General features: G+C 66.4%; 15 protein-coding genes and 1 tRNA gene. 14 read left to right on the top strand and 2 right to left on the bottom strand.

What is annotated here, in order from left to right:
• Nucleotides 1-9 precede the first annotated feature (9 nt).
• The 10 genes from J0J01_RS17615 to J0J01_RS17570 all read left to right on the top strand — a co-directional run bounded on the left by J0J01_RS17615 (nucleotide 10) and on the right by J0J01_RS17570 (nucleotide 5,898).
• Entirely contained in the window at nucleotides 10-345 is a 336-nt protein-coding gene (locus J0J01_RS17615; RefSeq protein WP_296382887.1) for a ferredoxin family 2Fe-2S iron-sulfur cluster binding protein, read from the top strand.
• A gap of 9 nt (nucleotides 346-354) precedes the next feature.
• Nucleotides 355-561: a Fe-S cluster assembly protein IscX gene (iscX, locus tag J0J01_RS17610; RefSeq protein ID WP_296382885.1), complete on the top strand. Its 207-nt coding sequence runs from the start codon at nucleotides 355-357 to the stop codon at nucleotides 559-561.
• A 64-nt stretch (nucleotides 562-625) separates the two neighbouring features.
• Nucleotides 626-1,423 carry a hypothetical protein gene (locus J0J01_RS17605; protein WP_296382884.1) on the top strand — a complete coding sequence of 266 codons (798 nt, stop codon included), beginning with the start codon at nucleotides 626-628 and terminating at the stop codon, nucleotides 1,421-1,423.
• Nucleotides 1,424-1,466: 43 nt separating this feature from the next.
• Nucleotides 1,467-1,973: a hypothetical protein gene (locus J0J01_RS17600; RefSeq protein ID WP_296382882.1), complete on the top strand. Its 507-nt coding sequence runs from the start codon at nucleotides 1,467-1,469 to the stop codon at nucleotides 1,971-1,973.
• A gap of 180 nt (nucleotides 1,974-2,153) precedes the next feature.
• Complete coding sequence (gene mnmA / locus J0J01_RS17595) at nucleotides 2,154-3,281, top strand: tRNA 2-thiouridine(34) synthase MnmA (protein WP_296382880.1); 1,128 nt, start codon at nucleotides 2,154-2,156, stop codon at nucleotides 3,279-3,281.
• Nucleotides 3,278-3,643, top strand: coding sequence for a VOC family protein (locus J0J01_RS17590; protein ID WP_296382878.1), 366 nt, complete (start codon nucleotides 3,278-3,280; stop codon nucleotides 3,641-3,643). The genes mnmA and J0J01_RS17590 overlap by 4 nt, the downstream gene beginning before the upstream one ends.
• On the top strand, nucleotides 3,643-3,789 hold the full coding sequence (locus J0J01_RS17585) for a hypothetical protein (protein WP_296382876.1): 147 nt from the start codon (nucleotides 3,643-3,645) through the stop codon (nucleotides 3,787-3,789). Before J0J01_RS17590 ends, J0J01_RS17585 begins: the two co-directional genes overlap by 1 nt.
• 4 nt (nucleotides 3,790-3,793) lie before the next feature.
• A complete protein-coding gene (locus J0J01_RS17580) occupies nucleotides 3,794-4,582 on the top strand; it encodes an ATP-grasp domain-containing protein (protein ID WP_296382874.1) in 789 nt (262 codons plus the stop codon).
• Between the two features lie 137 nt (nucleotides 4,583-4,719).
• Nucleotides 4,720-4,796 (top strand) — tRNA-Met (locus J0J01_RS17575).
• A gap of 79 nt (nucleotides 4,797-4,875) precedes the next feature.
• The gene (locus J0J01_RS17570; RefSeq protein ID WP_296382872.1) at nucleotides 4,876-5,898 is read left to right on the top strand and encodes an NAD(P)/FAD-dependent oxidoreductase; all 1,023 of its coding nucleotides are present in this window, start codon (nucleotides 4,876-4,878) and stop codon (nucleotides 5,896-5,898) included.
• Between the two features lie 323 nt (nucleotides 5,899-6,221).
• On the opposite strand, the gene J0J01_RS17565 is transcribed toward J0J01_RS17570, so the two are convergent.
• On the bottom strand, nucleotides 6,222-7,706 hold the full coding sequence (locus J0J01_RS17565; protein ID WP_296382870.1) for an amidohydrolase family protein: 1,485 nt from the start codon (nucleotides 7,704-7,706) through the stop codon (nucleotides 6,222-6,224).
• 41 nt (nucleotides 7,707-7,747) lie between these two features.
• Here J0J01_RS17565 and J0J01_RS17560 point away from each other — a divergent pair, with 41 nt between their 5' ends.
• From J0J01_RS17560 to J0J01_RS17545, 4 genes are all read left to right on the top strand, one after another.
• The gene (locus J0J01_RS17560; protein ID WP_296382869.1) at nucleotides 7,748-8,704 is read left to right on the top strand and encodes a dihydrodipicolinate synthase family protein; all 957 of its coding nucleotides are present in this window, start codon (nucleotides 7,748-7,750) and stop codon (nucleotides 8,702-8,704) included.
• 7 nt (nucleotides 8,705-8,711) lie between these two features.
• A complete protein-coding gene (hydA, locus tag J0J01_RS17555) occupies nucleotides 8,712-10,181 on the top strand; it encodes a dihydropyrimidinase (RefSeq protein ID WP_296382867.1) in 1,470 nt (489 codons plus the stop codon).
• Nucleotides 10,182-10,284: 103 nt separating this feature from the next.
• Nucleotides 10,285-11,235, top strand: a complete 951-nt coding sequence (locus J0J01_RS17550) for an N-carbamoyl-D-amino-acid hydrolase (protein ID WP_296382865.1) — start codon at nucleotides 10,285-10,287, stop codon at nucleotides 11,233-11,235.
• An 11-nt stretch (nucleotides 11,236-11,246) separates the two neighbouring features.
• On the top strand, nucleotides 11,247-11,873 hold the full coding sequence (locus J0J01_RS17545; RefSeq protein ID WP_296382863.1) for a flavin reductase family protein: 627 nt from the start codon (nucleotides 11,247-11,249) through the stop codon (nucleotides 11,871-11,873).
• A 3-nt stretch (nucleotides 11,874-11,876) separates the two neighbouring features.
• Here the strand turns inward: J0J01_RS17545 and J0J01_RS17540 are convergent, their stop codons facing one another.
• Entirely contained in the window at nucleotides 11,877-12,659 is a 783-nt protein-coding gene (locus J0J01_RS17540) for an IclR family transcriptional regulator C-terminal domain-containing protein (protein WP_296382861.1), read from the bottom strand.
• Between the last annotated feature and the right edge of the window lie 83 nt (nucleotides 12,660-12,742).

Here is a 12,742-nt window from a genome sequence, read left to right as displayed (position 1 = left end):
GTTTGGTAGATGCCGAAGATGACGTTCATCCTGAAGGACGGCTCGCGCAAGGAGGTGGAAGCTCCGCTCGGCCTCAGCGTGCTGGAGATCGCCCATCGCAACCACGTCGACATCGAGGGCGCCTGCGAAGGCTCGCTCGCCTGCTCGACCTGCCACGTCGTCGTCGAGAACGCCTGGTTCGAGAAGCTCGCGCCGGCCAGCGAGGATGAGGAGGACATGCTCGATCTGGCCTTCGGCCTGACCCACACCTCGCGGCTCGGCTGCCAGATCCGCATGTCCAACGAGCTCGACGGCCTGGTGGTGAAGCTGCCGGCCGCGACCCGCAACATGATGGTCGACAAGTAGGAGGGGGAGATGGCCCAAAAGCTGCGCTGGACGGACATCCACGACATCGCCATCGAGCTCGAGGAAGCCCATCCCGACTCAGACAACGTGAATCTGCGCTTCACCGACCTACACAAGTGGGTGATGGCCCTTCCCGGATTCGAGGACGATCCGAACAAATCCAACGAGAAGATCCTCGAAGCCATCCAGGCCGCCTGGATCGAAGAAAGAGGATGAGCGACCAAATGCCCCAATAAGGACAAAAACCGAATCGTATGGTCTTTGTCGCAAAGGGGTTTTCATGAGGGGCAAATCACTGAGATTGGTCCTGCTGCCGGTACTGTTGGCAGGGGGCGTCGGCGCTTGCGCCAACAACGGCGTTCAGCCCGGCTACGTCAGCACGGCTTCGGCCTATGGCGGCGGGACGCCGACCGGTGAGGCGGGCCGCGTGGTCGCCATCAACGACACCAGCATCCGCGGCGGTGGCGGCTCGGGCAACGGCCCGATGGTTGGCGGCCTGCTGGGCGGGCTGGGCGGCCTCGCCATCGGCGCCTCGGGCGGGCGCGGCATCGGCGGCGGCCTGATCGGCGGCGTGCTGGGCGCCGCTGCCGGCGCGATCGGCGGCGCCATCTTCGACCGCCAGACCCCCGGCCGCGGCATCGAGGTCACGGTCCAGAAGGACAACGGCCAGACCGTCACCATCGCCCAGAAGGACGACGGCGACGTCCAGCTCGGCGACCGCGTCCAGATCGTCCAGGACCGCAGCGGCGTCGCCAAGGCGGTGCGCGACAGCGGCCGCCAGCAGGACTACCGGCAGGCCAACTACGGCAACTACGGCGCGTCGCCGCAGTCGGGTGGCTATCAGTCGGGTGGCTCCCAATACGGTGGCTACCAGTCCGGCGGCTCCCAGGACTACGGCTCGGGCCCGCAGCCGGCCGACTACGGCCAGCCGCAGCGCTACTCCCGGCCGCAGTCGAGCTCCCGTTCCGGCTACCAGGGTGGCGGGTACGGCGGCTACGCGCAGTCGGGCGGCTCCCAGGACTATCGCCAAAGTGGTCCCCAGCCCCAGAACGATCCCCGCTACGGGACGCTGGAATAGCCTGCTAAAATCCTCCGGCTTTACTTGAGGCGGAGGACTTAAGATGTTCGGCAAGTGGCTTTTGGCGCTGTTGGCGCCCCTTGCGTTGGCGGTCACGTTGACGGCCTGCCAGCAGGGCGGCGTCCAGCCCGGCATCCAGCAGGCGTCCGCCGCCGGCGGCTTCCGCGGCGAGGCCGGCCGTGTGATGTCGATCCGCGACGTCGACCTCCAGCAGACCCGGCGCGGCGTCAGCGACGGCACCCTGATCGGTGGCGGCGTCGGCGGCGTGGGCGGCGCGATCGCGGGCGCCGCGATCGGCGGCACGGCCGGCAGCGCGGTGCTGGGCGGCGTGCTCGGTGCGGTCGGCGGCGCGATCGCCGGCACCGCGATCGACCGCAGCAGCCCGACCCGCGGCATCGCGGTCACCATCCGCAAGGACGACGGCTCCGAGGTCACCATCGCCCAGCGCGACGACGGCGACGTGCAGATGGGCGACCGGGTGATCATCGTCTACGACAACGAGGGCGTTGCCCGCGCCGTGCGAGATACCGGCCGGCGTCGCGACTACTAGAGCGATTTCCGGGCAGATGGAACCGCTCGCGGTTCTATCTGCCCGGAAATGCGCGCACGGGGGTTGTTGTTGCAGCAGGCATATTCCGTTCGGCTGATTCCAGCAGAACGGAATATGCTCTAGGGCCGCGGCGGCCCCACGCTGGCGGCGAAAGGCGGCGGGGCCTATATACCCGCCGCCATGGCCCGCAACTCCCTCGGTCTCGATAGGGCGCCCGGCGACACCCGCGTGGTGGTCGCGATGTCGGGCGGCGTCGATTCGTCGGTCACGGCGGCGCTCCTGAAGGAGCAGGGCTACGACGTCGTGGGCGTCACCCTGCAGCTCTACGATCATGGGGTCGCCGTCGGGAAGGCGGGGGCCTGCTGCGCCGGCCAGGACATCCAGGACGCGCGCCAGGTCGCCGACCGGCTCGGCATCCCGCACTACGTGCTGGACTACGAGAGCCGTTTCCGCGCCGAAGTGATGGACAGCTTCGCCGACTCCTACCTGCGCGGCGAGACGCCGGTGCCCTGCATCGCCTGCAACCGCACGGTCAAGTTCCGCGACCTGATGAAGACGGCGCGCGAGCTCGGCGCCGAGGCGCTGGCGACCGGCCATTACGTGCGCCGCGTGATGGGGGAGGCCGGCCCCGAGCTGCATCGCGGCACCGATCCCAATCGCGACCAGAGCTACTTCCTGTTCGGCACGACGGCCGAGCAGCTCGACTACCTGCGCTTCCCGCTGGGCGACCTGCCCAAGAGCGAGACGCGCGCCCTGGCCGAGCGCTTCGAGCTCGCGGTCGCCGACAAGCCCGACAGCCAGGACATCTGCTTCGTGCCGAACGGCGACTATGCCGGCGTCGTGCAGAAGCTGCGCCCCGAGGCCAACGACCCGGGTGAGATCGTCGACATGGCGGGCAAGGTCGTCGGCCGCCACGACGGCATCGTCCGCTTCACCGTCGGCCAGCGCCGCGGCCTGGCGCTGGGCGAGCGCAGCGGCACCGACAACGATCCGCTTTACGTCGTGAAACTCGAGCCCGAGACCCGCCGCGTCGTCGTCGGTCCGCGCCGCGCGCTCGGCCGCCGCGAGATCGCGCTCTACGACATCAACTGGCTCGGTCCCGATTTCGACGGCGCCTTGCCGGTGCAGGTGAGGGTGCGGTCATCGCAGGCCTTGCGCCCCGCCGAGGTCGAGCGGGCGAACGGCGCGCTCGTCGTCCGCTTCGCCGAGCCCGAGATCGGCGTCTCGCCGGGCCAGGCCTGCGTGATCCATGATCGCGCTACCGGCAGCCGCGTCCTCGGCGGCGGTTTCATCCGGCGCTTCCCATGATGAAGCTCGACCATCTCAACCTGCCGGTCAGCAACCTCGAACGGTCGCGCGACTGGTGGGTGGAGACGCTCGGCCTCAAGGTCGAGTTCGAGGTGCCGAACACCCGAACGGTGGCGCTGAACGACGGCGAGGGCTTCGCGATCTTCCTGCAGGAGAAGCCGAACGTTGCGTTCAACGGCGTCGCGCTGTGGTTCCAGGTCGACGATGTCGACGCCACGCACGCCGCCTGGACCGCGCGCGGCGTGCGCTTCAACCACGGCCCGCAGAAGAACTTCTGGGGCTACGGCCCCGAGCTCGCCGATCCCGACGGGTATCTGATCCGCCTCTGGGACGAGCGGTCGATGGCTGAGAAAATAGCCTGATGCACCTGCGCAGCAAGGAAGAGCTCGGGCTTCCGAGATGGGTCCCTGTTGTCGAGGAATCATTCGACGATCCGCCGATCGTGATGTGGCAGGCCCGACTGAAGCTTTCCTTGATGTGCCTGGGCACTGGTCAGGCAAAGGAATAGACCGATGCACTGGATCATCCAGAATAAAATGCGGGATGAGGCTGGAGTTCGTGCCCTAGCCGAAAGTCTGCCCCGCTGGGGCATCTCGCACAGCTTCCATGACCTTGGAGATGACTGGAAACTGGTTCCGGAACCGAACCCGCTCGGGAACGTGATCGTGATCGGTGCGTATGCGATCCGGCACGAGGCCAAACGGAAAGGCTGGGTTCCGGGCGTGTTCGATCTGGAGCACCTCAACCATCTCGACTATGTCCGCCACTGGGGCGACGACATGCTGAACGCCCGAGCAGCGATGTGGCGCTTCGCCGACGTTCCACAGTCGTCGCTGCCCGATCAGTTCTTTTGCCGTCCCGCACAGGACAACAAATTCTGGAAAGCCGGTCCTACCACTCGGGTCGAGTTTATGGAGTGGCACGCGCAGATCAGAAAACTCTGGGATGATCCGGAAGCACATTCGTCGATCCAGCCCGATACCGGGACAGTTATTGGTCCTCTGAGAGAGATCGCGCAGGAACATCGGTTCTGGATCGTTGATGGTCGGGTCGTCACCAACTCCCTGTACAGGCGCGGAGATCGGGTCCTCTATGAAGACCATAGCGACCCCGAAGTGGTCGCGTTCGCGGTGAAAATCGCTGCTCATCCATGGCAACCGCAACGGGCCTATGTATTGGACGTCAGCGTGGCTCCGAATAGGGAGTTGCACGTGATCGAGGCCAACAATCTGGGATCTGCCGGGCTGTACGCCGCGGATGTCCAGAAACTGGTCGCCGCGATCGAGGAGATGAAGTTCTGACTTCGGGTTTTTCGGATGATCGATTTCAGCCTTGTTCATCCCCGGGACGCACCCGATGGCGGGCTGGGAATCGCCCCGCAAGTGCCTCCTAGCGCATTGACAGCCGACCGCCAGCACCCCTATTACCGCGCACCCATGGCTGGGTAGCTCAGCTGGTTAGAGCACGGCACTCATAATGCCGGGGTCGGCGGTTCAAGTCCGCCCCCAGCTACCAAATTCCAGGCCCCGGTTTCGACCGGGGCCTTTCATTTGCGCCCCTTTCTTTTGCCGGGGGCCTGCGCCATTTAGGGATCATGGCCGACGGACATCACCATCAGACCGACGTGGTCATCGTGGGCGCGGGGCCGGTCGGGCTGTTCACCGTGTTCGAATGCGGCATGGTCCGCCTGCACTGCCACGTGGTCGACGTGCTCGACGATGCCGGCGGGCAGTGCACCGCGCTCTATCCGGAAAAGCCGATCTACGACATTCCGGGCTTCCCGCGCATCGAGGCCGCCGAGCTGGTGGTGCGGCTGAAGGCGCAGGCCGCGCCCTTCAAGCCGGTCTATCACCTCGGCGAGCAGGTCCAGGCGCTCGAGGCGCTGAGCGGCGGCTTCTGGAAGCTCACCACCTCGAAGGGCACGGTGATCCACGCGCGGGCGGTGATCATCGCCGCCGGCGTCGGCGCCTTCGGCCCGAACCGGCCGCCGCTCGACGGTATCGAGGCGTTCGAGGGCAAGAGCGTCTTCTATTACGTCACCCAGCGCGAGGCCTTCCGCGGCAAGCGCGTCGTCATCGCCGGCGGCGGCGATTCGGCGGTCGACTGGGCGCTGTCGTTGTCGGAGATCGCCGCACACGTCTCGGTCATCCATCGCCGCGACAAGTTCCGCGCCGCGCCCGAGAGCGAGGCACGGCTGAAGGCGCTCGCCAAGGCAGGGAAGGTCGAAATGGTGGTGCCGTACCAGCTCCACGGTCTCGACGGTGCCGATGGCCAGCTCAGCGCGGTGAACGTCACGACTCTCGAAGGCGCCGAAAGGAAAATTCCGGCCGACGTGTTGCTGCCGTTCTTCGGCCTGTCGATGTCGCTCGGCCCGATCGCCGAGTGGGGGCTGGCGCTCGAGCGCAACCAGGTGAGTGTCGATCCCGCCACAACAGCGACAAACAAGCCTGGAATTTTCGCGGTCGGCGATGTCGTCACTTATGCGGGAAAGTTGAAACTGATCCTGACGGGATTTTCCGAGGCGGCAATCGCCGCCCGCTCGGCGTATGCGCTCGTCCATCCCGAGACGCCGCTGCACTTCGAATACTCGACCACCGCAGGAGTGCCGGGCGTCTGAGCGCTTGTGGATAAGGCCTCGCGCGAGAGTCCCATTACGGGCATTGGAACGCTAATCGACTCGCCAAAATCAGGGGTCGATTCGCGTTCCAATGCCCAAAATAGGTGTTCGGCGCGCGGTGGTGCAGTGTGACGCGCATGATGATGCCCGCCTTGCGTCATACGAGCCTGTGCCCGAGCTACCGCGGGGCCCGACGGACAGAAAAACATCCTATCGGGGGAGGGAGGGTCGCGGATTCCGGGACTCGCAGGCCTCCGATGACGATGCCACCGGCATTTTACCCGTCCCAGGCATGGAACGGTTTGGGACGGGGGGACTCCCCGCTAATTGACCGGCCGGCTCTGCGGCAGGCGGTCCTTCTTGCCGTAGACCGGCGGCGACAGGCCATCGGCGTCGCGGCCGGCCCAGTCGCGCTGACTGACGGTCGCGAGCCGCTTGCGCTGGCCCTCGATCAGGCCGGCGGTGGCGGCCTCGACGTCGATGGTCAGGACCTTGCCGTCCTTCACCACCTGCCTGCCGTCGACATAGACGTGGCGGATCGCGCGCTCGCTCGCCGAGTAGATCAGGCTGCGGACGGGCTCGTGGCTCGGCTGCATGTAGGGATGGCTCATGTCGACGAGCGAGAAGTCGGCCTTGGTGCCCGGCGCCAGCCGGCCGAGGTCGGGCCGGCGCAGGATCTTGGCGCCGCCGATCGTCGCCGCCTCGAAGGCGTGGCGCGTGGTGCCCATCTTGTAGTTGCCGGTGAAGACGCGCGCGGCGTAGCAGACCAGCCGGATCTCATCGACCATGTTGTGCGGGAAGGTGTCGGTGCCGATGCCGACCGTGATGCCGGCGTTCATGTAGCGGCCGATCGAGTTCATCACCATGCCGCGCCGGGCGAACACGGTCGGGCAGTGCGCGACAGCGGCGCCCGAGTCGCGCAGCCGCTCGAAGTCGTTGCCGTGCGGGTGATGGATCTGCGGATGGTCGTTGAGGAAGATGCCGTGGCCGATCACCAGGTCGGGCCCGAGCACGCCGATATCCTCGAGCCATTCGATCGGCGTCTTGCCGTGCCGGCGGACCATTTCATAGAACTCGACCACCGCCTGGCAGGCATGGGTCTGCATCGGGATGCCGCGCTTCCTGGCCTCCTGCAGGGCCTCGCGAAAGAAGCCCTCGCGGCAGGTGTCGATCTGCGCCGGGCCCGCCATGCCGCCGATGCGGCCGCTGGGATGCTTCAGCGCCTCGTCGATGGTCTTCATCGAGTTCTCGAAGGCCTTTTCGCCGGCCTTCTCGTCCCAGGCATAGTCGACGGTGTGGCCGTTCTTGGTGAACCACACGCCCTGGCGCATCATCGGGCACACGACCGCCCGGATGCCGGTCTTGGCGAGTTGGTCTACCCAGCCGTCGCGCGCCATCGACAGGTCGGTGATGGTGGTGACGCCGCTCTTCAGCAGCTCCGACATCGCGACCTGCGTCGACGGGCCGGCATCCTCCGGATTGAGGCCATAGACCGTCAGATATTCATAGAGCGAGCTCTGGCCGAGCTTGTCCGAGCCGTATTCCTCGGTCAGGCCCTTGTTGGCCGGCTCCGAAAACGGATGGGAGTGCACGTTGACGAAGCCGGGGATCGCCATGAAACCCTTGCCGTCGATCGTGCCGTCGACCGGTCCGGCGTAACCCGGCCCGACATGGACGACCTCGTTGGCCTTGAACACCAGGTCGGCGCCGTCGAGATAGACATGGCGCTGCTCCGAATCGTCCCAGGCGACGACATGATCGAGGTTTGCGATGCGAGTGGTCGCGGTGCGACTGGTCGTGCTGCTCATCGGTCCTTACCCTTTGTGCGCCATGCTGGCATGATCGGGCCATGACCGCAAAACTCAGCGAGGACGCCAGGGGCGTCTACATCATCGCCGCCACGCCGTTCACCGACGACGGCGCGCTCGACCTGCAAAGCGTCGATACGCTCACCGATTTCTACATCCGGAGCGGTGTGCATGGCTTCACCCTGCTGGGCATGATGGGCGAGGCGCACAAGCTCACCGCCGACGAGTCGATCGAGGTGGTGAAGCGCGTGATCGGCCGCGCCGGCGACCGCCAGGTGATCGTGGGCGTGAGCCATGCCGGCCTGGAGAACGTGCGGCGGTTGTCGCACGAGGTGATGGTGGCGGGCGCCGCGGGCGTGATGGTGGCGCCGCCGGCCGGGCTCAAAGGCGACGACGGCGTCTACAATTACTATGCGCAGGCCTTTGCTGCGCTCGGGCCGCACATTCCGGTGGTCTACCAGGACTATCCGCAGGCCACCGGCGTCTACCTGTCGCCTGCGGTGTTCGAGCGGCTGGTCGACGACTTCAAGCAGCTCGTGATGCTGAAGCACGAGGACGCGCCGGGCCTCGCCAAGCTGACGCGCGTCCGCGACGGTGAGAAGAAGCCCGGCCGCCGGCGAGTCTCGATTTTGGTCGGCAACGGCGGGCTGTACCTGCCGCAGGAGCTGCGGCGCGGCGCCGACGGCGCCATGACCGGCTTCGCCTGGCCGGACATGCTGGTGCAGGTCTGCGAGCTGTTCGCCGCGGGCAAGGCGGAGGCGGCGGAGGACCTGTTCGACCTCTACCTGCCGCTGGTGCGTCACGAGGTGCAGCCGGCGATCGGCCTTGCTTTGCGCAAGGAGGTCCTGTTCAAGCGCGGCGCGATCAAGAGCCCGAAGCAGCGCGCGCCGGGCTCGTCGTTGACCACGACAGACCGGGCGGAACTCGAGGCGATGATGGCACGGCTGGAGCGCCGGCTCGCAGCCTCGGGCCGGGCGCACAAGCTGGCGGCGGAGTGAGCGGACGATGGCTGATTACGATTTGATCGTTCGCAACGCGAAGATCGTCACCGAGGATCGCCAGACCGAGGGAGACATCGGCGTCAAGGACGGCCGCATCGCCGCCCTCTCGCCGGGCCTGAAAGGGACCGCCGCGCGCGAGATCGACGCCGGCAACAAGTTCGTCCTGCCGGGCGGCATCGACAGTCACGCCCACATCGAGCAGAAGTCGGGTTTCGGCATCATGTGCGCCGACGACTTCTACAGCGGCACGGTGTCGGCGGCGTTCGGCGGCACCACGACGGTGATCCCGTTCGCCGCGCAGCATCGCGGCATGTCGCTGCGCCAGGTCGTGAAGGACTATCACGCGGCGGCGACGCCCAAGGCGGTGATCGACTACGCCTTCCACCTGATCGTGACCGATCCCTCGCCGCAGGCGCTGGGCCAGGACCTTCCGGCGCTGATCAGGGACGGCTACACCTCGTTCAAGATCTACATGACCTACGATGCCATGAAGGTCAGCGACTACCAGATGCTCGACATCCTGGCGCTGGCGCGGCGCGAGGGTGCGCTGGTCATGGTGCATGCCGAGAACCACGACATGATCCAGTGGCTGGCGCACCACCTGATCGAGCAGGGCCACGGCGCGCCCAAGTTCCACGCCATCGCCCATGCCCGCGTCGCCGAGGCCGAGGCGACCAATCGGGCGATCTCGCTGGCGCGGCTGGTCGATGCGCCGATGCTGATCGTGCACATGTCGGAGATCGAGGCGATCGAGACGCTGCGCCAGGCGCAGAAGAAGGGGCTGAAGATCTTCGGCGAGACTTGCCCGCAATACATCGCGCTCACCGCCGACGACATGGACAAGCCCGGCGTCGAAGGCGCGATGTGGTGCTGCAGCCCGCCGCCGCGTGACAGCGCGGCGCAGGAGGCGGTGTGGGCGGCGCTGAAGGACGGCACCTTCCAGACCTTCTCGTCGGATCACGCGCCCTATCAGTTCAACGAAGGGGGCAAGATCCCCAAGGGCGACAAGACCACCTTCAAGGAGATGGCCAACGGCGTGCCGGGCCTGGAGATCCGCCTGCCGCTGCTGTTCAGCGAAGGCGTGCAGAAGGGTCGCATCAGCCTGCAGCAGTTCGTGGCGCTGACCTCGACCAACCACGCGCGGCTCTACGGTCTCTATCCGCGCAAGGGCACGATCGCGGTGGGTTCGGACGCCGACTTCGCGATCTGGGACGCCGACAAGGACGTCACCATCCGCTGGAAGGACCTGCACGACAATGTCGGCTACACGCCCTACGAGGGCCGCGAGATCAGGGGCTGGCCGGTCGTGGTGGTGAGCCGCGGCCGCGTCGTGGTCGAGAACGGCAAGCTCAACGCCGAGCGCGGCTCCGGCCAGTTCCTGCCCTGCGACTCGCCCGACTCGTCCAAGCCCAAGGGCATGACCGCGCCGGAACTGCAGGCGATGAGCCGCTTCGGTCTGAAGCCGCTGTTCTAGGTGTTATTGTCGTCCTGAGCGTAGCGAAGGACCCCATGGCGTTGGTAACTGGAATGAGATCCTTCGCTACGCTCAGGATGACAGAGGAAGAGGAGAAATTGCCGTGTCCCGTCGTTTGAAAGTCTCGTCCGCCCAGCTTGGGCCCATCCATCGCGCCGACAGCAGGGCGAGCGTGGTCAAGCGCATGGTCGAGATGCTGAAGGAAGCCGATTCGCGCGGCTCGAAGTTCGTGGTCTTCCCGGAGCTCGCGCTCACGACCTTCTTCCCGCGCTACTGGATGGACGACCAGAACGAGGTCGACAGGTTCTTCGAGAACCAGATGCCGAGCCCGGAGACGATGCCGCTGTTCGAGCTGGCGCGGCAGAAGGGCATCGGCTTCTACCTGGGCTATGCCGAGCGCACCGAGGAGGACGGCGGCGAGCACCGCTTCAACACCTCGATCCTGGTCGGGCCCGACGGCCGCATGATCGGCAAGTACCGCAAGGTCCATCTGCCGGGTCATGCCGAGCACCGCTCGAACGTGCCGTACCAGCATCTCGAGAAGAAGTATTTCGAGGTCGGCAATCTCGGCTTCAAGGTCTGGAAGATGTTCAAGGACGAGGTCCGGGTCGGCCAATGCATCTGCAACGACCGGCGCTGGCCCGAGACCTTCCGCGTCATGGGGCTGAAAGGCGCCGAGATGGTCGTGCTGGGCTACAACACGCCGACTGACAACGTCTATGCGCCGCACGAGCCGCCGTACCTGCGCGTGTTCCACCACAATCTCTCGATCCAGGCCGCCGCCTACCAGAACGGCATCTGGGTCGTGGCGACCGCCAAGGCGGGCAAGGAGGACGGCTACTGGCTGCACGGCGGCTCAGCGATCGTGGCGCCGACCGGCGAGATCGTCGCCAAGGGCACGACCGAGGAGGACGAGGTCATCTCCTACGACTGCGACCTCGCGCTGGGCGAATATATCCGCAGCACCACCTTCAATTTCGCCAAGCACCGCCGGCCCGAGCACTACAAGCTGATCTCCGAGCGCACCGGCGTGGAAATCGAGACGGCGAACTGAGGGACCGAAACATGGAATACGCCGTCAACGACGTGAACCACCGCGATCGCTACAAGATCCTCACCGCTTTCGTGCTGCCGCGGCCGATCGCCTGGGTGACCTCGCTCGGGCCGGGCGGCGTGGTCAATGCCGCGCCGTTCAGCTTCTTCAACGTCTTCGCCGAAGATCCGCCGCTCGTCATGTTCGCGATCAACAAGCGGCCGGACGGGCGGCTCAAGGACACCTGGCTGAACATCGAGCGCACCGGCGAGTTCGTGATCAACCTGACCGACGAGCCGCTGGCGCGGGCGATGCACGATTCGAGCGGCGACTTCCCACCGAACGTCGGCGAGCCCGATTATCTCGGCCTGAAGCTCGCGCCGTCGGTCGACATCGAGCCGCCGCGTCTCGCCGACGCGCCGTGGTCGATGGAGTGCAGGACCTGGCAGGTGATCAGCGTCAAGGACGACCGCCAGCTGGTGATCGGCGAGGGCTTGCGCTTCCACATCCGCGACGAGCTGTGGGACCCCAAGGCGATGCGCGTCCACATGGATCGCTATCACCCGGTCGGCCGCATGTTCGCCGACCGCTACTGCCGCACCGACGACCGCCTGGAGTTCCCGGCGGCGCCGGTCGTGGAGGCGAAGGCGGCGGAGTAGGGCTCAGATCAGCTGCTGGCGCAGGTCGGCGGCGGCGGCCTGCAGCAGCGCGATGTGCTTCTGCGGCGGATCGTCGAGCGTGCCGGTGATCTGCAGCGCGCCGACATTGCGGCCGTCGTAGCGCCTGAGCGGCACGGCGAGCCCGCAGTCGCCGACCTTCATGTCCTGGTGCGTCTCGCCGTAACCTTTGTCGCGCGCGTCCAGGATGGTCTTGCGGATCGCCTTGAGATTGGTCGGCGTGTACTTGGTGAAGGCCTTGGGCTGCAACTCCGCCAGCCAGCGATCGAGCACACCGTCGTCGAGGGTGCCGAGCACGGCGCGGCCGGCGGCGGTGCAGAAGGCGGGATGGCGGACGCCGACGCCGGGCGACAGGTCCATCGGATAGCGCGGCAGCGCGTGGGCGACCGTGACCATGTCATGGCCGTCGAGCACGGCGACCCAGGTAGAGCGGCCGGCGATGTGGGCGATGCGATCGCACACCGGTTGGACGACGGTCGAGATCTTGTTCGAGCCGAGATAGTCGCCGGCGAGCCCCAGCACGCGCGGTGTCAGTCGGAAGACGCGACCGTCAGTGTCGGCGAGTCGCAGCGTGATCAGCGTGTGCAGCATGCGGCGCACGCTCGCCTTCGGCAGACTGGTCGCGCGCGCCACATCGCTGAGGCTGAGTTGTCGCCGCTCCTGGCCGAAGGCGCTGATGACGCTCAAGCCTCGCGCCAGCGCCTCGACATAGTTGGGCCCACCGTTCGCTAGGCGTCGCTCGGCGTCGGCTTCGCGCAACCGCGGCATTGAATCCTCCACTGTTTGCGATAGCGTGCACCAAACTCCGCAAAATGAACAGATGTACGTTGTGCGAACGTTTGGGAGTTCCT

Source organism: Reyranella sp., assembly GCF_017305915.1.
GTDB lineage: Bacteria > Pseudomonadota > Alphaproteobacteria > Reyranellales > Reyranellaceae > Reyranella.
Note: the sequence above shows the minus strand (reverse complement) of the source record. Positions and strands in the feature narration are given on the sequence as shown.